Source organism: Rhodanobacter sp. LX-99 (assembly GCF_018599185.1).
Classification (GTDB): Bacteria; Pseudomonadota; Gammaproteobacteria; order Xanthomonadales; family Rhodanobacteraceae; genus Rhodanobacter.
In genome coordinates this window covers 170,814-192,274 of the sequence record NZ_JAHFVL010000001.1, presented here as the reverse complement: position 1 = coordinate 192,274, position 21,461 = coordinate 170,814, and the positions used below count along the sequence as shown (strand labels likewise).

At 68.2% G+C, this 21,461-nt stretch carries 20 protein-coding genes; 15 read left to right on the top strand and 5 right to left on the bottom strand.

All coding sequences use genetic code 11. From position 1 onward, the window contains the following. Nucleotides 1-88 precede the first annotated feature (88 nt). From KK131_RS00920 to KK131_RS00885, 8 genes are all read left to right on the top strand, one after another. On the top strand, nt 89-2,251 hold the full coding sequence (locus KK131_RS00920) for a S46 family peptidase (protein ID WP_214554592.1): 2,163 nt from the start codon (nt 89-91) through the stop codon (nt 2,249-2,251). A gap of 366 nt (nt 2,252-2,617) precedes the next feature. After that, nucleotides 2,618-3,583, top strand: coding sequence for a tRNA (adenosine(37)-N6)-dimethylallyltransferase MiaA (gene miaA / locus KK131_RS00915; protein ID WP_214554591.1), 966 nt, complete (start codon nt 2,618-2,620; stop codon nt 3,581-3,583). 131 nt (nt 3,584-3,714) lie between these two features. Next, nucleotides 3,715-4,002 carry an RNA chaperone Hfq gene (gene hfq, locus KK131_RS00910; protein WP_214554590.1) on the top strand — a complete coding sequence of 96 codons (288 nt, stop codon included), beginning with the start codon at nt 3,715-3,717 and terminating at the stop codon, nt 4,000-4,002. Between the two features lie 57 nt (nt 4,003-4,059). Beyond that, entirely contained in the window at nt 4,060-5,361 is a 1,302-nt protein-coding gene (hflX, locus tag KK131_RS00905) for a ribosome rescue GTPase HflX (RefSeq protein WP_214554588.1), read from the top strand. Between the two features lie 180 nt (nt 5,362-5,541). Continuing rightward, the gene (hflK, locus tag KK131_RS00900; protein WP_214554587.1) at nt 5,542-6,615 is read left to right on the top strand and encodes an FtsH protease activity modulator HflK; all 1,074 of its coding nucleotides are present in this window, start codon (nt 5,542-5,544) and stop codon (nt 6,613-6,615) included. Continuing rightward, a complete protein-coding gene (gene hflC / locus KK131_RS00895; RefSeq protein ID WP_214556612.1) occupies nt 6,615-7,481 on the top strand; it encodes a protease modulator HflC in 867 nt (288 codons plus the stop codon). The genes hflK and hflC overlap by 1 nt, the downstream gene beginning before the upstream one ends. Nucleotides 7,482-7,491: 10 nt before the next feature. Continuing rightward, complete coding sequence (locus tag KK131_RS00890) at nt 7,492-7,674, top strand: DUF2065 domain-containing protein (protein ID WP_214554585.1); 183 nt, start codon at nt 7,492-7,494, stop codon at nt 7,672-7,674. Nucleotides 7,675-7,737: 63 nt separating this feature from the next. Further along, a complete protein-coding gene (locus KK131_RS00885) occupies nt 7,738-9,030 on the top strand; it encodes an adenylosuccinate synthase (RefSeq protein WP_214554583.1) in 1,293 nt (430 codons plus the stop codon). 83 nt (nt 9,031-9,113) lie between these two features. On the opposite strand, the gene KK131_RS00880 is transcribed toward KK131_RS00885, so the two are convergent. Next, nucleotides 9,114-9,626 (bottom strand): winged helix-turn-helix transcriptional regulator, encoded by a 513-nt coding sequence (locus KK131_RS00880; RefSeq protein ID WP_214554581.1) that lies wholly within the window; start codon nt 9,624-9,626, stop codon nt 9,114-9,116. Nucleotides 9,627-9,770: 144 nt separating this feature from the next. Here KK131_RS00880 and KK131_RS00875 point away from each other — a divergent pair, with 144 nt between their 5' ends. The 4 genes from KK131_RS00875 to KK131_RS00860 all read left to right on the top strand — a co-directional run bounded on the left by KK131_RS00875 (nt 9,771) and on the right by KK131_RS00860 (nt 13,984). After that, a complete protein-coding gene (locus tag KK131_RS00875) occupies nt 9,771-11,051 on the top strand; it encodes a D-amino acid dehydrogenase (RefSeq protein WP_214554579.1) in 1,281 nt (426 codons plus the stop codon). Beyond that, the gene (alr, locus tag KK131_RS00870) at nt 11,051-12,124 is read left to right on the top strand and encodes an alanine racemase (protein WP_214554577.1); all 1,074 of its coding nucleotides are present in this window, start codon (nt 11,051-11,053) and stop codon (nt 12,122-12,124) included. The genes KK131_RS00875 and alr overlap by 1 nt, the downstream gene beginning before the upstream one ends. A 115-nt stretch (nt 12,125-12,239) precedes the next feature. Further along, on the top strand, nt 12,240-12,713 hold the full coding sequence (locus KK131_RS00865; RefSeq protein ID WP_214554575.1) for a helix-turn-helix transcriptional regulator: 474 nt from the start codon (nt 12,240-12,242) through the stop codon (nt 12,711-12,713). Further along, a complete protein-coding gene (locus tag KK131_RS00860; RefSeq protein WP_214554573.1) occupies nt 12,710-13,984 on the top strand; it encodes a type II toxin-antitoxin system HipA family toxin in 1,275 nt (424 codons plus the stop codon). Before KK131_RS00865 ends, KK131_RS00860 begins: the two co-directional genes overlap by 4 nt. A 148-nt stretch (nt 13,985-14,132) precedes the next feature. Here the strand turns inward: KK131_RS00860 and KK131_RS00855 are convergent, their stop codons facing one another. Together KK131_RS00855 and KK131_RS00850 are read right to left on the bottom strand one after the other, a co-directional pair. Beyond that, nucleotides 14,133-15,152: a hypothetical protein gene (locus tag KK131_RS00855; RefSeq protein WP_214554571.1), complete on the bottom strand. Its 1,020-nt coding sequence runs from the start codon at nt 15,150-15,152 to the stop codon at nt 14,133-14,135. 106 nt (nt 15,153-15,258) lie between these two features. After that, the gene (locus tag KK131_RS00850; RefSeq protein WP_214554569.1) at nt 15,259-16,509 is read right to left on the bottom strand and encodes a S8 family serine peptidase; all 1,251 of its coding nucleotides are present in this window, start codon (nt 16,507-16,509) and stop codon (nt 15,259-15,261) included. Nucleotides 16,510-16,630: 121 nt separating this feature from the next. On the opposite strand from KK131_RS00850, the gene KK131_RS00845 reads away from it, so the two are divergent. From KK131_RS00845 to KK131_RS00835, 3 genes are all read left to right on the top strand, one after another. Next, the gene (locus KK131_RS00845; RefSeq protein ID WP_214554567.1) at nt 16,631-17,122 is read left to right on the top strand and encodes an RNA polymerase sigma factor; all 492 of its coding nucleotides are present in this window, start codon (nt 16,631-16,633) and stop codon (nt 17,120-17,122) included. Further along, complete coding sequence (locus KK131_RS00840; RefSeq protein WP_214554565.1) at nt 17,119-17,871, top strand: zf-HC2 domain-containing protein; 753 nt, start codon at nt 17,119-17,121, stop codon at nt 17,869-17,871. The genes KK131_RS00845 and KK131_RS00840 overlap by 4 nt, the downstream gene beginning before the upstream one ends. Nucleotides 17,872-18,015: 144 nt before the next feature. Next, entirely contained in the window at nt 18,016-18,282 is a 267-nt protein-coding gene (locus tag KK131_RS00835; RefSeq protein WP_214554563.1) for a hypothetical protein, read from the top strand. Between the two features lie 58 nt (nt 18,283-18,340). On the opposite strand, the gene KK131_RS00830 is transcribed toward KK131_RS00835, so the two are convergent. Next, nucleotides 18,341-19,393, bottom strand: a complete 1,053-nt coding sequence (locus tag KK131_RS00830; RefSeq protein ID WP_345777235.1) for a DUF4157 domain-containing protein — start codon at nt 19,391-19,393, stop codon at nt 18,341-18,343. A gap of 371 nt (nt 19,394-19,764) precedes the next feature. Further along, entirely contained in the window at nt 19,765-21,432 is a 1,668-nt protein-coding gene (locus KK131_RS00825) for an adenylate/guanylate cyclase domain-containing protein (RefSeq protein WP_214554559.1), read from the bottom strand. Nucleotides 21,433-21,461 lie beyond the last annotated feature (29 nt).

The following is a 21,461-nucleotide window of genomic DNA, read 5'->3' as shown; positions in this document are numbered from 1 at the left end:
GCGGCCATCCGGGTCGGGCATAAGTCGCAAGTTATTGCGTTACCTTTTTTGCCCGCTTTCGCGGGCCGATTTTCATCAGGAGATTCCCGTGCGTCGTCTATTGCTCGCTGCCGCCGTATCCATCGGCCTCATCTCGTCCGCCCATGCCGTCGAAGGCATGTGGCAGCCCGCCCAACTGCCGGGCATTGCCGCCACGCTGCAGCAGCACGGCCTGAAGCTGGACCCGAAGACGCTGACCGACCTCACCGCCTATCCGATGGGCGCGATCGTGAGCCTGGGCGGCTGCACCGCCTCGTTCGTCTCGCCGGAAGGCCTGGTGGTAAGCAACCACCACTGCGTCTACGGTGCGCTGCAGCTGAACTCCACGCCGGAAAACAATCTGATCGAGAAGGGTTTCCTGGCGAAGACCAAGGCGGACGAACTCTCCGCCGGCCCGTCCTCGCGCATCTTCGTCACCGAGGAAATCCGCGACGTCACCAAGGCGATCACCGCCAAACTCAATGACGGCATGAGCGGCGCCGAGCGCTACAAGGCGATCGAGCTGGCGATCAAGGAGCAGGTCAAGGCGTGCGAGAGCGAAGGCTACCGCTGCGACGTCTACACCTTCCACGGCGGCTACAGCTACCAGTTGATCAAGCAGCTGGAGATCAAGGACGTGCGCCTGGTCTACGCGCCGCCGGAATCGATCGGCAAGTTCGGCGGCGACGTCGACAACTGGATGTGGCCGCGCCACACCGGCGACTTCGGCTACCTGCGCGCCTACGTCTCGAAGGACGGCAAGTCGGCCGCCTTCTCGAAGGACAACGTGCCGTACCGACCCAGGCACGTGCTCAAGGTGAACCCGCAGGGCGTGGAAGCGGGCGACTACGTGATGGTGGTCGGCTACCCGGGCCGCACCAACCGCTATCGCCTTGCCGACGAAGTGCAAAGCTCGATCGACTGGGTCTACCCGACCCAGATCAAGGTGTACGAAGACACGCTGAACATCATCAACACCGCCGGCAAGACCGACCCCAAAGTGGCGGTGAAGTACGCCAGCATGGTCGCCGGCCTCAACAACTACCTGAAGAACTTCGGCGGCCAGCTCGAAGGCCTGCATCGCGCCGACGCGGTCATGGTGAAGCGCGCGCAGGAAGTGCAGTTGGAGGCCTGGCTGAAGCAGCAGGGCGGCGCCGAGAATACCGCGCTGGCGGCTGACATCGGCAAGCTGCGCCAGCAGATCGCCGCCGACCGGGCCAATCGCGAGCGCGACCTGGCCATCAGCCTGGTCAGCCGCGCCTCGCTGTTCAGCACCGCGGTCCGACTGACCCACCTGGCGAAGGAGCGGCCCAAGGCCGACCTCGACCGCGACGCCGGCTACCAGCAACGCGACTGGGTGCGCATCGAAGGCGGCCTGAAGCAGATGGATCGCCGCTACGATCCGGGCGTCGACCAGCAGTTCATGGTCTACGGCCTGCAACGCTACGTGGCGTTGCCGCAGGCGCAGCGTCTGCCTGCGCTGGACGCCTGGCTCGGTGATGCGAAGACCGCGGCTGCGATCAAGGTGAAGGTCGCCGCGCTGTACGCCGGCAGCAAGCTCAGCAACGTCGACGAGCGCATGAAGTGGTTCGGCGCCGACAGCAAGGCGATCGACGCCAGCTCCGACAGCATGCTCGAGCTGGCCCGCGCGGTGCAGCCGCAGCTGAAGGCGCTGGAAGACGCATCCGATGCCCGCGACGGCGAGATGAGCAAGCTGCGTCCGCGCTACATGCAGGCGATGATCGCGTGGAAGGATTCGCAGAAGCTGCCGGTCTACCCGGACGCCAACAGCTCGCTGCGCGTCACCTTCGGCAACGTGCAGGGCGTGGCGCCGCGTGACGGCGTCAGCTACGCGCCGTTCACCACCGCGCAGGGCATCGTCGAGAAGGACACCGGCGTCGAGCCGTTCAACTCGCCGAAGGCCGAGCTGGCCGCGATCAAGGCGAAGGCGTTCGACGGCTATGCCTCGCCGAAGCTGGGCACGCTGCCGGTCAACTTCCTCGCCGACCTGGACATCACCGGCGGCAACTCCGGCTCGCCGGCGATGGACGCGAACGGCCAGCTGGTCGGCCTGGCGTTCGACGGCAACTGGGAGTCGGTCAGCGGCGACTGGTTGTTCAACCCGCAGCTCAACCGCTCGATCCAGGTCGACGTGCGCTACATGCTGTGGGTGATGCACCACCTCGACCGCGCCGACAACCTGCTGAAGGAAATGGGCGTGCCGGCGAAGTAAGCCGCTCGTTCGTGCAAGCACCGGGGCCCGCGTCATCGACGCGGGCCTTTGCGTCTGCCGTTCAGAACATCCGCTCGCGCAGCGAACGGTAGACCAGCGCGAAGACGACGCTGATCACGATGCAGACGACATACCAGAACTCGTGGTTGTCCCTGTGCCAAAGCGGTGTGTACACGGCGGTTCTCCGTCGGCTCTCCCCCTGACACGCCTGAAGCATCGGTGATGCCAGAGGCGCAGATGCCCCGGCAAGCGGCTGCCGTACTCATTTGCAGAGGCAGAACCGATGCGCCGCACGGCGCAACCTGTAGCAGCCGTGATACAGCTTGTATCGAGGTGAAACGACATCGCCCTGCTTACAATGCGCCCATGCCCGTCGACCGCCGCCCCCTCGCCATCTTCCTGATGGGCCCCACCGCCTCCGGCAAGACCGCGCTGGCATGCGGGCTGAGCGAGCAGTTTCCGCTGGACTTGGTCAGCGTCGATTCGGCGCTGGTCTACCGCGGCATGGACATCGGCACGGCAAAGCCTGACCCGGCGACGCTGGCGCGCTACCCGCATGCGCTGGTCGACATCCGCGATCCCGGCCAGCCGTATTCGGCGGCGGATTTCTGCGCCGACGCGCTGCCGGTGATGCAGCGGATCGGCGCGCGGGGCAGGGTGCCGCTGCTGGTCGGCGGCACCGGGCTGTACTTCCGCGCGTTGCAGCAGGGGCTGTCCGATCTGCCGGAAGCCGACCCGGCGACCCGCGCGCGACTGGCCGCCGAAGCGCAACAGCTCGGCTGGCCGGCCATGCATGCGCGACTGGCGACGCTCGATCCGGCCGCCGCCGGCCGGATCGGCTGCAACGACGTGCAGCGCCTGCAGCGCGCACTGGAAGTGATCGAGCTGACCGGCCGGCCGCTGTCCGAGTTGCAGCGCGGCGGGGTGGCGCGCTTTCCGTGGCGGGTGCTCAAGCTGGCCCTGCTGCCGACCGACCGGCGCGTGCTGCACGAGCGCATCGCCCGGCGTTTCGATGCGATGCTGGCGGAGGGTTTCCTGGACGAGGTGCGCGCGCTGCGTGCGCGCGGCGACCTGCACGCCGACCTGCCGGCGATCCGCGCGGTCGGCTACCGGCAGGCGTGGGAGCATCTGGATGGCCAGACCGAGGCGGCCGAATTCCGCGATCGCGCCATCTTCGCCACCCGCCAGTTGGCCAAGCGGCAGATCACCTGGCTGCGCAGCGACTACGGCGCCCGCCTGTTCGACCCGGACCGGCCCGGTCTGGCCGCCCGCGCCGCGGCGGCCGTACAGCTGTTTCTGGACGGTCCGGGCGGGCCAGCGCCGCCAGCGTGACCCAGCGCACTTGCACGGCGCAAAAATCTTCTTTCATCAAGTATTTGAAAGCAGTTAACATCCCAGCATGTTGGACCGGGGCGCCGTCGGCGTTTTTTCTCCGGTCCGTCCGTGCAAGGGGAGAACAAGAAATGTCCAAGGGGCAGTCGTTGCAGGATCCGTTTCTGAATGCGTTGCGGCGCGAGCGCGTGCCGGTGGCCATCTATCTGGTCAACGGCATCAAGTTGCAGGGGACGGTCGAGTCGTTCGACCAGTTTGTGGTGTTGCTGCGCAACCAGGTGAGCCAGATGGTCTACAAGCACGCCATCTCCACCGTGGTGCCGAGCCGCAACGTACGTATCGGCAATGGCCACGACGGCCATGATGGCCACGACCATCCATCCGACGCGCCGGCCGCATCCGCCGACGCGGACGCTTGATAGAGGCGCGGTCCGCCCGCATGAAGTGGGTCTGCTCCTGAAGGATCACGCCCACCAGTGTTCGATAGACAAAAGAAAGGCGATCGCGCCGTCCTGGTCCTGCCGCATTCCCGCGGTGAAGGCGATGCCGCGCGTCGCGCCGAGGAATTCGCCGAGCTGGCGAAGTCCGCCGGGGCCGAGGTGCTGGGCGTGATCAGCGCCCGCGTCGAAGATCCCAACCCGCGCTACTACATCGGCACCGGCAAGGCGAACGAGGTGGCCGAGGCGGCACGGGCGCTGGAGGCCGACCTGGTGCTGGTCGACCACGTGCTGACCCCGGTGCAGGAACGCAACCTCGAAAAACACCTGGGCATCCGCGTGGTCGACCGCGCCGGCCTGATCCTGGACATCTTCGCCCAGCGCGCCCGTTCGCACGAAGGCAAGCTGGAAGTGGAACTGGCCCAGTTGAAGCACCTGGCCACCCGGCTGGTGCGCGGCTGGACCCATCTGGACACCCAGCGCGGCGGCGCCATCGGCAATCGCGGTCCCGGCGAAACCCAGCTGGAAACCGACCGCCGCCTGCTCGGCGAGCGAGTCAAGATGCTCACCAAGCGGCTGGAAAAGGTGCAGACCCAGCGCGGCCAGCAACGCCGCGCGCGGTTGCGCAACACGGTGCCGCGCGTGGCCCTGGTCGGCTACACCAACGCCGGCAAGTCGACCCTGTTCAATGCGCTGACCACCGGCGACGTCTACGCCGCCAACCTGCTGTTCGCCACGCTCGATCCCACCGTGCGCAAGCTGGAGGACCTCAGCTGCGGCCCGGCCGTGCTGGCCGATACCGTCGGCTTCATCCGCGAGCTGCCGCACGACCTGGTCGCCGCGTTCCGCGCCACCCTGGCCGAGGCGCGCGACGCCGACCTCTTGCTGCATGTCAGCGACGCCGCCGACGAGGAGCGTGATCGCCTGCATCGTGTGGTCGACAACGTGCTGGAGGAAATCGACGCCGGCGACGTACCGCAGCTGCACGTGATGAACAAGATCGATCTGGCTGGCGCCGAGCCGCGGATCGAACGCGACGGCACCGGCAAGCCGGTGCGGGTGTGGCTGTCCGCTGCCACCGGCGTCGGGCTGGACCTGCTGCGCCAGGCGCTGGGCGAGCTGCTCGGCGGCGAGCGGGTGCAATCGGCGCTGCAGTTGCCGTTGTCGGCCGGGCGCCTGCATGCGCGGTTGAAGGCCGCCGGTGCGATCACCGGCGAGACGGTGGACGAACATGGCTGGCAGCTGCGCATCGACGCGCCGCGCAGCGTGATCGCCCCGATCAGCGGCGGCGACCCGACCGAGACCCAGTTGCTCCGTCAGCTGCTGGCTGTGGCGGAATGACGCCAGCGCACGGCGCGCGGCGTCGGCCGCGCTCTGCTAGAATCCCCAACGTTTGCGCGGCCCCGAAAGACGGCCGGCGCGGCACCCCGACAGCTTTGGCTGAATCTCATGTGTAACCCGGTGCAACGCGTGTTCCGGCCGTGGTTGCCGGCCTCCCGACGGCCCCTAGGAGACTGACTCGTGGCATGGAATGAACCCGGCAACAACGGGCAACGTGATCCGTGGAACAGGAATCGCCAAGGCGGCAAGTCGCCGCTGGACGACCTGCTCAACAACGCCAGGAAGCGCCTGGGCAAGATGGGGCAAGGCCCCGGCAGCATCCTCACCGGCGTGGCGGTGGTGCTGGTGGTCGGCCTGCTGTTCAGCAGCTACACCATCATCGGCGCGCGCCAGGCCGGCGTGGTGCTGCGCTTCGGCGAGTATTCGCGCACCTTGCCGCCGGGCTTCCACCTGAAGCTGCCGCAGCCGATCGAGTCGGTCACCAAGGTCGAGGCCACGCGGATCCGCTCGGTCACCGACAAGGTGGCGATGCTGACCAAGGACGAGAACATCATCACGATCGACTTCACCGTGCAGTACCAGGTGGACGATTCGCGCAAGTACCTGTTCTCGCTGAACGATCCGGACGGCACCATCGGCGCCGCCGCCGAGGCCGCCGTGCGCTCGGCGATCGGCAGCAGCGACATGGACCAGATCCTGTCCGCCGCCGGCGCCAGCCTGGTCGCCCAGGCGCAGGAAACCCTGCAGAAGACCCTGGACACCTACGACTCCGGCCTGCGTGTCACCGAAGTCAGTTTCCAGAACGTGGCGCCGCCGAACGAGGTGAGGGACGCGTTCGACGACGTCAACAACGCCCGCGAAGACAAGCAGAGCATCGAGAACGCCGCTCTGGCCTACGCCAGCAAGGTGGTGCCGGTGGCACGCGGCGATGCCGCGCGCATCGCCGCCGAGGCGGCCGGCTACAAGGCCGAGCGCGTGGCCCGGGCCACCGGCGACGCCGCCCGCTTCGAATTGCTGCTGAAGCAGTACAGGGCCGCGCCGGAAGTGACCCGCAAGCGGCTGTGGCTGGAAACGATGGAACAGGTGATGGCGAAGAACCCCAAGGTGATCGACGGCTCCGGCGGCCGCAACATCATCAACCTGCCGGCGCTGCAGGGCACGCCGGCCGCGGCGCAGCCCGATGCGGGCACGACCGGTGCGGTGGTGTCGCCGCCGCCGGCCGGCAGTGCGGCCGACAAGGGGACGCAGCCATGATGAAGATCAGTTCCATCGTCATCGCGGTCCTGGTGGTCCTGCTTGGCCTCAACAGCATGTTCGTGGTCAGCGAGGGGCACAGCGCGCTGCTGCTGCAGTTCGGCCGCATCGTGCACACCGACTACCAGCCGGGCCTGCACTTCAAGCTCCCGGTGATCCAGCAGGTGATGCATTTCGACAAGCGCATCCTGTCGTTGGACGCGCCGCCGGAGCGCTATTTCACCTCCGAAAAGAAGAGCGTCAACGTCGATTTCTACGTGAAGTGGCGCGTCGCCGACAACGCCGCGTACTACCGCGCCACCGGCGGCGACCAGCTGCAGGCGGCACAGCGGCTGACCCCGATCGTGAAGGACGCGCTGCGCTTCGAGTTCAACGCGCGCACCTTGCCCGACCTGATCTCCGGCGGGCGCAAGGACATCACCGAGCGCGTGCGTGCGCAGACCGACGCCTCGGCGCGCAAGAACCTCGGCATCGCCGTGGTCGACGTGCGCATCAAGCGCATCGACCTGCCGAACGAGGTGAGCGAATCGGTGTACAAGCGCATGCGCGCCGAGCGCCTGCAGCTGGCCAACGAACTGCGCTTCACCGGCCAGGAATCGGCCGAGACGATCCAGGCCGACGCCGATCGCCAGGGCCAGGTGCTGCGCGCCGATGCCCAGCGCGACGCGGCCAAGGTGAAGGGCGAGGGCGACGCGGAAGCAGCCGCCATCTACGCGCAGGCGTACACCCAGGACCCTGAATTCTTCACGTTCTACCGCAGCCTCGCCGCGTACCGTAGTTCGTTCGAGGACGGCAAGGGCGTGCTGATCCTGAAGCCCGACGACGAATTCCTGCGCTACTTCGAACAGCCCGCGCAGAAACGCTGAGTCGGCCCCGATGCACCAGCTGACAGCCGCGCTGTGCCTGATGCTGGTGATCGAGGGCCTGCTGCTGTTCGCGGCGCCGCAAGGCTGGCAGGCGATGGTGCGCGAGGCGCTGAAGCTGCCGCCGCGCACCTTGCGGCTGTTCGGCGCCGGCGCCATGGCGGTCGGGCTGGTGCTGTTGCAGTTTTTCCATTGATACGTGTGGTCCCGCCGACGGGACGCCACAAACCTGAGCGAGAACATCTCGGAGTAATGCAGCATGGGCAAGTCAGTAGTCATTCTGGGGGCGCAGTGGGGCGACGAGGGCAAGGGCAAGATCGTCGACCTGCTGACCGAGCGGGTCAGCGCGGTGGCGCGCTTCCAGGGCGGCCACAACGCCGGCCACACGCTGGTGATCAAGGGCAAGAAGACCGTGCTGCACCTGATCCCCTCGGGCATCCTGCGCGAAGACGCGCTGTGCCTGATCGGCAACGGCGTGGTGCTGTCGCCGGCCGCGCTGATGACCGAGATCGCCGAGCTCGAAGCGAACGGCGTCGAGGTGCGTTCGCGCGTCAAGATCAGCCCGGCCACGCCGCTGATCATGCCGTACCACATCGCGGTGGATAAGGCGCGCGAGATCGCCGCCGGCGGCAAGGCCATCGGCACCACCGGCCGCGGCATCGGCCCGGCCTACGAGGACAAGGTCGCCCGCCGCAGCGTGCGCGTGGCCGACCTGATGTACCCGCACGAGCTGCCGGCGCTGCTGAAGACTGCCGTCGAGTACCACAACTTCATCCTCACCCAGTGGCTGAAGGCCGAGCCGGTCGACTACGACGCCGTGCTGAAGGACGCGCTGGCCTGGGGCGAGTACATCAAGCCGCTGGTGGACGACGTGGCCACCATCCTGCACGACGTGCGCAGGGACGGCGGCAACATCCTGTACGAAGGCGCGCAGGGCGCGCTGCTCGACATCGACCACGGCACCTATCCGTACGTCACCTCGTCCAACACCACCATCGGCGGCGCGCTCGCCGGTACCGGCGTGGGCGTGGGCGACATCGACTACGTGCTGGGCATCTGCAAGGCCTACGCCACCCGCGTCGGCAGCGGTCCGTTCCCGACCGAGCTCAACGACGACATGGGCGAGCTGCTGCGCAAGAAGGGCAACGAGTTCGGCGCCAGCACCGGCCGTCCGCGCCGCTGCGGCTGGATCGACCTGGTCGCGCTGAAGCGCGCCACCCAGATCAACGGCATCAACGGCCTGGCCATCACCAAGCTCGACGTGCTCGACGGCCTGGACACGGTCAAGGTGTGCATCGCCTACGAATACCGCGGCAAGCGCCGCGAGCTGGCCCCGCTCGACGCGGACGGCTGGGACGAGTGCAAGCCGGTCTACCTGGAATTCCCCGGCTGGCAGGAATCCACCGCCGGCATCCGCGACTGGAACCAGCTGCCGCCCGCCGCGCGTGCCTACCTGCGTGCGGTCGAGGAACTCTCCGGCTGCCGCCTTGCCCTGGTCGCCACCGGCGCGGACCGCGACGACACCATCGTGCTGGACGACCCGTTCGCCTGATTGCCGCCACACCGTCGTTGCATTACGCCGACAGACCCCGCCATGCGGGGTCTGTCCGTTTCGGTCGGTGGATCGGTTTCCTGCTACCCCGCGGCGTCGCCTTCGCTGCGCCCGCCGCGCTCGCCCACCGGCAGGCTGAGCGTCTCCTTGACCTCTTCCATCACGATGTAGCTTTTCGAATCGCGCACGTTCGGCAAGGTCAGCAAGGTGTTGCCGAGCAGCTTGCGGTACGAGGCCATGCCGGAGATGCGCGCCTTGATCAGGTAGTCGAACGCGCCCGAGACGAGGTGGCACTCCAGCACGTTGGGCAGGCGCAGCGCGGCGTTGCGGAATTCCTCGAAGATGTTGCCCGACTTGTACGCCAGGCTGATCTCCACGAACACCAGCAGGCCGGCGCCGACCAGGTGCGGGTCGAGCCGCGCGTGGTAGCCGGTGATCACGCCGTCGCGCTCCAGCCGGCGCACGCGCTCGGTGCACGGCGTGGTGGACAAGCCGACCCGCTCGCCCAGCTCGGTGAACGAGATCCGTCCCTCGTCCTGCAACACCCGGAGGATTTTCCGGTCGATTTTGTCGAATTCCCGCCGTTTCACCGCCATGGGATCACCAAGGATTGCCAATATGGCAGTGATTTTACCCGCTAACATGGCGAAAGACAGAAAATAAGATTGGTCGATCGTTCCTATACTCCTCGGGATCATTCCTGCGGCTGGCCGCAGGCCAACCGGCGGAAGGGGAGCGCGATGCGGGTACTGATATTGGGCAGCGGCGTGATCGGAACGTGCAGCGCGTGGTACCTGGCGCAGGCCGGTTTCGAGGTGACCGTGGTGGATCGCGAAAGCGCGCCGGCACGCGAAACCAGCTTCGCCAACGCCGGCCAGATCTCGCCCGGCTACGCCTCGCCGTGGGCCGCTCCCGGCGTGCCGCTGAAGGCCTTGAAGTGGTTGTTCATGCGCCACGCGCCGCTGGCGATCCGGCCCGGCCTCGACCCGCAGCAATACCTGTGGCTGCTGCAGATGCTGCGCAACTGCACCGCCAGCCGCTACGCAATCAACAAGGCGCGCATGGTGCGCCTGTCCGAATACAGCCGCGACTGCATGGACGAATTGCGCGCCGAAACCGGGCTGGATTACGAAGGCCGCCAACTCGGCACCGTGCAGCTGTTCCGCACTCAGGCGCAGCTGGACGACGCGGCCAAGGACATCGCCGTGCTCGAGCAGTACGGCGTGCCGTACGAACTGCTCGACCGCGCCGGCATCGTGCGGGTGGAGCCGGCGCTGGTCGCGGTGGTCGACCAGCTCAGCGGCGCGCTGCGCCTGCCGAACGACCAGACCGGCGACTGCGAGCTGTTCACCCGCCTGCTCGCCGCGCGGGCGCAGGCGGCCGGCGTCGAGTTCCGTTTCGGCACCACCGTGGAAAAACTCGAACACGACGGCGGCCGCCTCACCGGCGTGCGCATCGACGGCAAGCTCGAACGCGCCGACCGCTACGTGCTGGCGCTGGGCAGCTATACGCCGCGGCTGCTGGCGCCGCTGGGCATCCGCCTGCCGGTGTACCCGCTGAAGGGCTATTCGCTGACCCTGCCGATCACCGATCCGGCGATGGCGCCCACGTCCACCATCCTCGACGAAACCTACAAGGTGGCGGTGACCCGCTTCGACCAGCGCATCCGCGTCGGCGGCATGGCCGAGGTGTCCGGCTTCGACCTGTCGCTGTCGCCGCGCCGCCGCGCCACCCTGGAAAAAGTGGTCGGCGACTTGTACCCGTGCGGCGGCGACCTGAGCCGATCCACCTTCTGGACCGGCCTGCGCCCGGCCACGCCGGACGGCACGCCGGTGGTCGGCGTCACCCGGCTGGACAACCTCTACCTCAACACCGGCCACGGCACCCTGGGCTGGACCATGGCCTGCGGTTCCGGCCGCTACCTGGCCGACCTGATCGCCGGGCGCAAACCGCAGATCAGCAGCGAGGGCCTGGACATCTCGCGCTACAGTTCACGCCCCACTGCGGGAGTCCACGCCTGATGCGCCCGGCACGTGCCCTGATCGACCTGGCCGCCCTGCGCCATAACTACCGCCTGGCGCGCGAACTGGGCGGGCGCAAGGCGCTGGCCGTGGTCAAGGCCGACGCCTACGGTCACGGCGCCGTGCGCTGCGCGCAGGCACTGGAAGGCGAAGCCGACGGTTTCGCGGTGGCCTGCATCGAGGAAGCATTGGAACTGCGCGAAGCCGGCATCCGCGCGCCGATCCTGCTGCTGGAAGGTTTCTTCGAAGCCGACGAACTGGCGCTGATCGACGCCCACGACCTGTGGTGCGTGGTGCAGGCCGAGTGGCAGATCGACGCGATCGAGCGCGCGCGCCCGAGCAGGCCATTCACGCTCTGGCTGAAGCTGGATTCGGGCATGCACCGGCTCGGCCTGGCCGCGGCGGACTACCGCGCCAGCCTGCAGCGCCTGCAGGCCATGCCGCAGGTGCGCGAGGTGGTGGCGATGACCCACTTCGCCCGCGCCGACGAACTCGACTGCGCGCGTACCGACGAGCAACTGGCGCTGTTCCACCAGGTGTGCGACGAGCTGCACTTGCCCGCCAGCCTCGGCAATTCCCCCGCGCTGCTCGGCTGGCCCACCGCGCAGGGCGAGTGGGCGCGGCCGGGCCTGATGCTGTACGGCGCCACGCCGTTCGCCGGCCCGCATCCGGTCGCCGACCGCCTGCAGCCGGTGATGACGGTGACCTCGAAGGTGATCGGGGTGCGCGAACTGGCGGCAGGCGAACCGATCGGCTACGGCGCGCATTTCGTCACCTCGCGCCCCAGCCGCATCGGCGTCGTTGCGATGGGCTACGCCGACGGCTACCCGCAATTCGCCCCCAACGGCACTCCGGTCGTCATCGACGGCCGGCCCGGCGCACTGGTCGGCCGCGTGTCGATGGACATGCTCACCGTCGACCTCACCGACCATCCCGCCGCCGGCCTCGGCAGCGAGGTCGAACTGTGGGGCAGGCAGGTATCGGTCAGCGAACTGGCACTGCACAGCGAAAGCAGCGCCTACCAGCTGCTGTGCGGACTGAAGCGCGTGCCGCGCAATTACGTCGGCGAGTGAGGCATGCCAATTCCTCCGCTGCCGGCAGGGAAAGCTCTTCAAGGCAATCTCGACTCGCCCGATGACGTCATTCCCGCGAAAGCGGGAATCCAGGTTGCTGTTCCGCGGGATCGAAATGGATGACCAGCTTCGCTGTTGTAAAGCTCTTCCCGCTTTCGCGGGAATGACGAGCAAAAAGGCGGTTGTTTCGAGTCTTCCTATCTATTGCGAGGCTTTTCGCTCCACAGCCAAGCTGCGCCCATCAGTTCAATCATTGTTCCCGATCGGGATAATTTCTCTTGACTCGCCCGGTTGCATGAACAATTATCCCGGTCGGGATAATTACTCGTGGCGGACGACCATGAACACGCCATTACCCCGATCGGGAAAAGGCCCAGCGGTCTCTCCCGACGTCGAGATGATTGCGCAGGCCATTCGCGAGGCACGTCGACGGCATGGCCTGACGCAAACCCAGTTGGCCGGCCTGTCAGGCACGGGGTTGCGCTTCATCAGCGAACTGGAACGAGGCAAGCCCAACGTGGCCTTGAACAAGGTGCTTGGGGTGCTTGCCGTGCTGGGTCTGCGCATACAGGTCGGAGGCGGGCCGTGACCGACAAGCTCCAGGTCCGGCTGTTCGACCGGCATGTAGGCGAGTTGGGCATCGCCGGCGAAGTCCGCGCGCCGGAGGATTGGCGTTTCACCTACGCCGCCGAGTACCTGGCGTCGGTGCAGCCGGTCGCCTTGTCGGTGAGCCTGCCACTGCGCGCGGAGCCGTTTGTCGGTGCCCTGACCCGCAACTGGTTCGGCAACCTGTTGCCCGAAGGCCCGGTGCGCGAGGCCATTGCGGCGCGGCTGCGCATCTCGGTGTGGGACGACTTCGAGTTGCTGGCCGCGATCGGCGGCGAGTGCGCCGGTGCGGTCAGCATCGTGTCGCCCGATGCCACCGTGGCCGGCCCAGCGGATGTCTCGCTGGACCTGGAAACCTTGCTCGTCGCACAGGGTGGCGAGACCGGCGAGGCTTCCCTGGCGCTGATGGGTACACCGCGCAGGCTGTCGCTCGCCGGTGCACAGGACAAGATCGCCGTCGTGCTCGGCGCCGACGGTTCCATCCGGCTCCCCGTGATCGGCGAGATCACCACGCACATCCTCAAGCCGGACAGCCTGCGCATCCGCGGCCTGCGCGATTTCGAGGCGTTCGGCCTCGCGCTCGCGCGTGCGGCAGGCCTGCAGGTGGCAGCATCCTCGATCGTCACCGTGGCCGGGCACAAGGCATTGCTGGTCGAACGCTACGATCGCCACGTCGCGAAGAACGGCGATCTCGCCCGCCTGCATCAGGAAGACTTCTGCCAGGCGCTGGGCTATCCGGGCGAGCTCAAGTACGAAGCCGGTGGCGGTCCGACGCTGGCCCTGTGCGCCCACTTGATCCGCCAGCAACTGCGGCTGGGTCCCATCGCCGTGCAGGCGTTGCTGGACTGGGTGATCTTCAACGTGATCATCGGCAACGCCGACGCACACGCCAAGAACCTCGCCCTGCTTTGCGGCCCGGATGGCCTGCGTCGCCTTGCGCCGTTCTACGATCTGGTGCCGACCATCGCGATATCGGAGCAGCTGATCGAACGAAAGCCCGCGCTGGGCATCGGCAACGCGGCGCGCATCGACGAAGTGAGTGCCGCAGACTGGCAACGGTTCGCCGAAGCGACCGGCTATGCCCCGCGTTTCGTGCAGCGCCGGGTGGTCGAGCTTGCCGGCCTGGTGCTGCACGCCATGGCCGGTACAGCGAGCATGTTGACGGAGCAGGGCGCTGGCCGGGCGCGGATCGAAAAAGCCCGGGTAGCCATCAGCCGTAACGCGCAACGCCTGCTTGCTTCCCTGCAGGCATGATCTCCATGCAACCGGACTCGACTGCGTGCTGACACCGACCAAGCCGGAAATCGCAAGGCGGGACGATTGCGCCATGGCTGATGGATTTGCCGGGCCGACGAAAGAGCCCCCGCGTGCGGGGGCTCCTGGTTTTCACGGTGCTGCTGGCTCAGTGCTGCTGCGCGTTCGCGCTGGCGCCGGCATCGCCGTCGGTCTGCGCCGAGGTGGAGATGCCGTTGCGGGCCGAGCCGTGGGCGCGGGCCTGGCCGCTGGCGTTGGTCGAGCCACTGGCGCCGGAGGTCGAGCCGGCGTTGGCGTTCGTGTTGCCGTTGGCTGCGCCGGAGCCCGACACGTCGATCGTCTTGTCACCGGCGCTGCGCATGGCGTTGGACGCCGACGGCAGCAGACCCGGCTTCGGGGCCGTTTCGCTGCCTGACTGGGTGCTGGTGGTGTTCGAGCCGGTCGAGGTTGCCTGCGATGCGCTGCCGGTCGCGTCCATGCCGAGCGAGCCGGCGGTCTGGGCCGACTGTGTGCCGCTGGCGGTGGCTTGGCGGGCGGCGCTAAGGCCGGCAGTGGCCGAGCCCTCGGCTGCACCTTCGGCGTTCGCGGAGGCGTTGCCGGCCGCGCTCTGCGCGCGGTTCAGTGCGCCCTGGGCGCCGCGTTTGGCCGTCGAGACGGCTGAACGCGATTGGCCGATGGCCTGGTCCGCGGCGCCAGCTACGGCATTGCGCGTGCCTGAGGTATCGACCGCGCTGGCCGCAGACGAGCCCAGTTGCCCCGCGCCATCCAGCGCAGCGCTATTGCCGTTGCCGGCGTTGGCGCCGGCCGCACCGGTGAGGCCGGCTGCGGTGTCGGCGGCGGCCTGGCCATTCATCTGGCGGGTGGCCTGTGCGGCGGTGTCCGTCGCCGAAGCGGCGGTCGCGGCGGCGCGCTGACGCAGGCGCTCGGCGCGCCGTTCGGCAGCTCGCGTGTTGATGTCGGGGGCATGGAGGTTGCCCATGCCGCGCGCGGAGCCGCCGATCTGGCCGCCCACCTGGCCCATCGTGGATTGGATCGGGCCGTTCATCCCGCCGGTGAGGCCGCCGCCACCCAGGATCTGGGCGTGTGCCGGAGCCATCGCGGCCAGTGCCAGGGCGCCGGCAAACAGGGCGACGTTGAGAGTCTTGTTGTTGAGGGTCGTGTTGCGCATGGGAGGACCTCCTGCCAGCGGCGGATCCGCGGCTTCCAGAGTCCTGTACGTCCATGGCTTGGGGATCCTTCCATACCGGCGGGCGGCGGTCGGTTTTCATTCAGGTTCAGGGCGACAGCAGGCCGTAGCCGTAGCGCGGGTCGTGGCCCGGGGCGCCGAGGGGGCGGGCCTCGCCGATCAGTTGCTGCTGCACCTGCGCCGCGGCGCTCGCGCGGGGAGAGTCCAGCAAGCGGGCGGCTTTTCGCGCCGCGATCGGCGCCGCGAACGAGGTGCCGCGCAGCGCGTCGCGGCCGCTGCCGACCACGCCGGATGCGCAGAAGTCCACCTGGTCGCCACTGCCGGATTCGGGCAGCACGCGATCGTGCGCGTCGACGCCGCTGACGCCGATCACGCCCGGATACGCCGCAGGAAACAGCGGCGGCGCGGCGGGTCCGTCGTTGCCGACCGCGCTGACCAGCACGTGGCCGCGCGCGATCATCGCCTGCACCGCGCGCGCAAGCACCGGGTTGTCGGGCCCGACCAGGCTGATGTTGATCACCGCCACGCGCTCGCGCGCCATCCACGCGAGCGCGTCCACGAGGTTCGAGGTGGCGCCGCCGACCGCGTCGCCGCACCACAGGTCGGCGGCGTACAGCGTGTCCGGATCGCCGTCGACGAGGCGCGCGGCAACCGCGGTGCCGTGCCGCGATACGGTGGCCGTCTTGCAGCCATGCTGTTCGATGCGCGCGCGTGCGAACGCGGGGTCGGCCGGGTCGACGCCGCCGTCGATCAGCCCCACGCGTCGCGTCGGTGCACTGGACGGCGGAGCCGCCGAGCTGGTTGCGTTGGCCACGTCGCCATCGCCCGCGGGCAGGTAGAGGTGCTGGTAGGTGAACGTCGCGTCCGGCGCTGCCTGCTGCAGGACGCGCATGGCCTTGGCCGTGCGGCGACTGCGGGTGTCGTGCAGCACCACGAAGTCCAGCCCCAGCGTCGCGTCCGCCGGCGTCGCGCGATCCACGCTGAAACCCAGCGCCCGTACCGCATCGCGTTGCGCATCCGACAGGCCCATGGCGAGAAATTCGCCGCGCAGGATCGGCGCGCCGTGGGGATCGACATCGACGCGTCGGGGCTCGCTGCGTCGCAGCGCGTCGATCTGCAGTTTTCGCGTGAGGGCCAGCGATCCGCGCAACAGGTCGTCCACGCTGCGCAAGGGCGTGGCGGGAACCACGCGCGGCAGGCCCACGTCGGGTATCTGCATGTTCGGCAGGCCCTGCACAGGCCCCAGTACCTGCGCCCGCGCAGGCGTCGCGCCGGCCGCGGCCAGCGCGATGGCCAGCAACGGAACGAGCAGGGCGGACGGGCGGCGGTGCAGGGGCATGGTCAACGACCTCGGGAGCAACCGGGTCGGATGCTAGCATTGGCCCGCTTTACGCCCTCGAACTGTGCCGGTGCGGGCGAGGGAAGGAATCCTTCCCTCCGGACGTAATGGAAGGTGATGCGTGAATTCGAGCGACGCCGTGCGCGAAGGACTGATCCCGCTGCTGCCGCGCCTGCGTCGCCTGGCGCGGGCGCTGGCCGGGCAGGTTGCCGACGCCGACGACCTGGTGCAGATCGTGCTGGAGCGCGCCCTGGCCCGGGCCGCGCAGTGGCGGCCGGATGCCGCGCTGGACAAGTGGGTGTTCGCGATCGCGCGCAACGCCTGGCGGGACGAGTTGCGCGCGCGCGGCAGGTCGCAACACCTGTTCGCGCCCGAGGAAGCCGGCGAGATGGCCGCCGACCGTGCCAGCGCACAGCCCGCGCAGCAACTGGAATTGGCGATGGCGCTGGCGGCGTTGCCGCCGGACCATCGCGAAGTGGTGGCCCTGGTGCTGGTCGAGGGCATGTCGTACGGCGAGGCCGCCGAGCTGCTGGAAGTGCCGGTGGGCACCGTCACCAGCCGCCTGGCCCGCGCCCGCGCCACCTTGCAGGCCCATCTTGGGAAAGACACATGAACCCGATCGACGACGACACCTTGCAGGCTTACGTGGACGGCGAACTCGACGCGGCCAGTGCCGCGCGCATCGAGGCGGCGCTGGCGCACGATGCCGCGCTCGCCCGCCGCGTGCAGCAGGCGCGCGACGTGCGTGCGCAGCTGCGCGCTGCGTTCGATCCGGTGCTCGACGAGCCGGTGCCGGCGCGTTTGTCCGCCTTGCTGCAGCCGCGATCCGCGCAGGCGGCGATATCGGCCGCGCCGCGCGTCGTGCCGACGGGCGGGCATGGTACGACCCGCCGCCGCGTGACCCGTCGCTGGTTTGTGCCGGGCGCCGCGCTGGCCGCATCGGTGGCGCTGCTCGCCGTGGCCTTGTGGTGGTGGCAGCCAGGCGGCGATCTGGTGCGCATGCAGGGCGGCCAGTCATTCGCCGCCGGCGCCTTGACCCGTGCGCTCGACGAGACGCTGGCGAGCGAACCGAAGGCGAATGCGCCGGTCGCCATCGGCTTGAGTTTCCGCAGTGGCGACGGACGCATCTGCCGCACCTTCGTATTGCGCTCCCCGCCGGCGCGAGCCGGCCTTGCCTGTCACGAGAGTGCGGGCTGGGTGCTGCCCGTGCTCACGGCGGCGACCTTGCCGGAAGGCGGCGAACTGCGCCAGGCGGCGAGTGCCTTGCCGCCCGCGGTGCAGGCCGCGGTCGACGCGCGTTTGCGCGGCAATGTGTTCGATGCGCAGCAGGAGCGCGCGGCGCGCGACGCCGGCTGGCGCTAGGTACGCGGCGTGTCGTCACGCGTCGCCCCTGCTGTCGTGACGGACAACGAGTCCTGAGCAGGACGTTGACTCGCACTTCGCATCGGCGTCGCTACCGTCAGGACGAACGGCCCGATACGTCGGGCTGCCAGGAGGAACCCTTCCATGTCCGATGAAAATGCGAAGACGCCGGCCGGCTACATCGCCGATACGGTGGCGCAGCTCAAGGAGATGCGGCATTACTCGAAGAACAACGTGGAAGCGCTGACGGCGGCTTGGCTGCTGTTCGACGGAGAATTGTCCAAGCTCAAGCAGGCGGAGAAGCTCGCCGACCTGATGGACCGCCAGGGACAACTGCACGAGGCGCTGGAAACGGTGATCGCCGACCTGGAAGAGGTGCTGGCGAAGATGCAGCCGGAGCCGGAGGAGTAATTCCGGGTGCGGCGGCAGCACGAAAGCGTATCTGTTGCCCGCCATTTGGACGGCGCCGTCAAAGCCTGGCTTTCGGCGCCTGGGGGTCGCGCTTCTTCAGCGTATCGGGAGCCTTCGCACCGGCGGCCACGTCGACGGCGTAATGCTCGTAGGAGTAGGCGTTGTCTTCGGGGTGCAGGGTGGGGTAGTTCTTGTCCTTGACGTCGGTGTCGCCGCAGCCGCCGAGGTTGTGGATGACTTCGTGCAGCAGGATGGCGCCGGCGTCCTTGCAGGTTTCCGAGCCGAATTGCGGGTAGATGGTGATCTTGCTGCCGGGGCATTCGGCTTCGGCGCAGGGGTCGAGGATCTTGCCGCCCTCCGCGCTCTTCACGTCTTTCGGGGCGCAGGTATAGGCTTTCGAAGCCGCTTCGCCCTGGGCGCGCTTGAAGCGGTCCTTGACGATGTCCAGATCGCTCGATGGCAGGCTGCCGAAGTGTTTGTTCATGGCGGTGCCCTCCCAGCTCATCGGGAAGTCCCGGTTCAGCGCGACCAGTGCGCGTGCGGCGAGTTCGCCCGCGCGCTTGATCGCCGACTCGACCAGCTTCCTGCGGTCGTCGTTGCAGCCCTTGAAGTTCGCCGGCGCGGCCTTGTCCTTGTCCGCCGGTTTGGGTTTGTCGTCCGGCTTGCGCTGCAGGCGGGTGCCTTGCGCCTGCTGCACGACGTGGGTCAGTTCGTGCGCCAGCAGGTGCCGGCCTTCGCGCGTGTGCGGCGCGTAGCGTCCGGCGGCGAACACCACGTCGTGGCCGACGGTGTAAGCCTGCGCGTCGACGTCACGTGCGGATTGCCGGGCCGTCGCGTCCGTGTGCACGCGGACGGTGGAGAAGTCGTGGCCGAAACGTTCCTCCATGGGTTGGCGCACGTCCGCCGGAAGTGGCGCCCCCGCGCCGGCGAGGGCGTGGCCGACGCTGTCGGGGACTTCTGCGCTGGCGGCATGGCCGATGGCGTACCGCTGGATGGCCGGCACTGCGCTGCCGCGCACTGAAGCGGGGCTGGCTGTCACGCGATCGGCGATGCGATCGGCTTCGCGTTCGAGCGCGTCGTGGACGGATCCGGCGGCAAGCCGGCGCTGCACGCCGTGGCGCTTCCCCGCGCACGTGCCGCATTCGGCTTCACCGTGGCTGTGCGTGCCGCAGCTGCATTTGCGCTGCAGCCGGACGGCCCTGGGCGGTGGCGCGAAAGTGGATCGTCGGGCAACGGTGACGGGTGCGTAATCGCTCATGGCGGTACCCCTCGGCTGACCAGCGCAGCATAGCGCTGGCGGGATCGTGGAGCGTGAAGACGCAGCGGCCCGATCTGCGGCTTCGTACTTGTCTGTCTGGCGGGATGGCGTCGGCAGCGATGGCGGCGCCCGCCTGGCGCGGGGATGGCCCGGGACGTTGGCACAGGCGCGGTGAAGGAGTAGCTGCCGCTGCAAACGGGCGGGGTTTGTCCGCTGCGGAGCGGCTACGGCGCGTGCGCGTACGGGGGCTGGCGGAACTCCATGGCGGCAAGCCGGAACGGCTCGGGCGCCACCTCGAAATACCGATGGCCGGCGAGGCTGGGCGATAGCCGGGCAGCGTCGGACGACCAGCTGTCGAAGGCGGTCAGCGCGGCGACGTAATGCTCGTCGATCTGCTTTAGCGCCTTGCTCACGTTGTCGTCGACCAGCATCACGTCGCGGTCGCGCGGTGCAAAGGTGACCATCTTGGCCGAACGGTTGACGCACTGGCCCATCACCGTAGGCGTCTGGAACTGTTGCGGCCCCATATTGGTCGATACCACCGGGCCCAGCGCGATGGTGATGCGCAGCTTCACCGCCTCGGCGACGTCTGCCGCCAGGCCCTGCCAGCGCTGGGCCTTGAAAGCCCTGAACCCGCCGAGCAGATCGGCGGCGGCGCAGATCGCCCGCAAAACCGGATTGCTCATCGGCGCATGGCTGTCAAAGCCGACGTAATGAAAGCGGATCAGCGTTCCGTCGCCATTGAATTTTTCAACGATGCCGGAAAACGGGCCGATCCGCTTGTAGATGTTCTGGCTGAAGCGGTTGATCAGGCGCGCCGCATCAATCAGCGGCAGCTCGTCGAACAATGCCGACGATTGGGTAAGGTCGACATACATGATCACCGCGTTCTCGAGGTTCAGTTCGTCTTGCAGCCCGAGCACGCGCATGGCTTCGGGGTTGGACTGGAAATAATGCAGCGTGCCCGCCATGCCGGCGTCGCTGGTTTCCTGCAGGGTTTCGAGCAGTTGCCTGCGGTCGTCGCCCTGGAAGCCCTGCTCGTCGAGGCTGTAGGCGTTGCCCGGCAGGGTCTTGTTGAAGACCTGCACGATGCCGATCTGCCGGCCCTGCCAGCGCACCGGCGACACCAGTGTGTGCATCGGCACGAAGCCGGACTGCTTGTCGTATGAAGCGACGTGGCGGACGTTGGCCTGCAGGTTGTTGCTGCCGATCAGGGCGGCCTTGTCCCAGCATTCGCCGACGACGGTCCAGCTCTCGACCAGTTTCATCTTGAGGATGGCTGCAGTGGCGCCGGGATCAATGTTCCAGGCGGCGACAAAGGCGAAGCTGCGCGGCGAGGCGGTCTTTTCGTCGCCGGCGTTGAACACCGGGATATAGAGCGACGCGGCCTGCGCACGCAGGGTGCCGGCCAGGCTCTCGATCATTTCGGTGAGTTGCGCGCGCAGCCGGATCAGGTCGCGGTGGGCGGGGACGCCGTCTTCCTCGGCGCTCTTGGCGCGCGACTGCGCCTTCAGCAGATCAGCCTCCAGGCGGGTGATCTCGGCTTCCTTGATCTTCAGCTCGGTGTCTTTGCCGGTCACGACCTTGTCGTGATAGAGCTTGGCCAGCGTGGCGATGCCGCAGGCGCCGATGAAGGCGCCGGCGATCTTGGCATATTCGATCCATTCGATCACGGTGCCTCCCGCGAAATCTTCTGGCTGCCCGCGACGACCTTGGTGGCGGCCGTGCGTGCCACGGAATATAGCGCGATTGCCTGTCGTCGACCGGCCGCGGTTCGTCCGGCTGGCATGCGCCATCCAGGGCATGACTTCCGGCCGTATCCGACGGGTGGCCCGGCGCCCCACTATCGCGCAGCGTGGGGAGGGCCGTCGGTCCTCCCCATGGCTGGCCACCTACTCCCTCGATCCACATGGAAGGACTC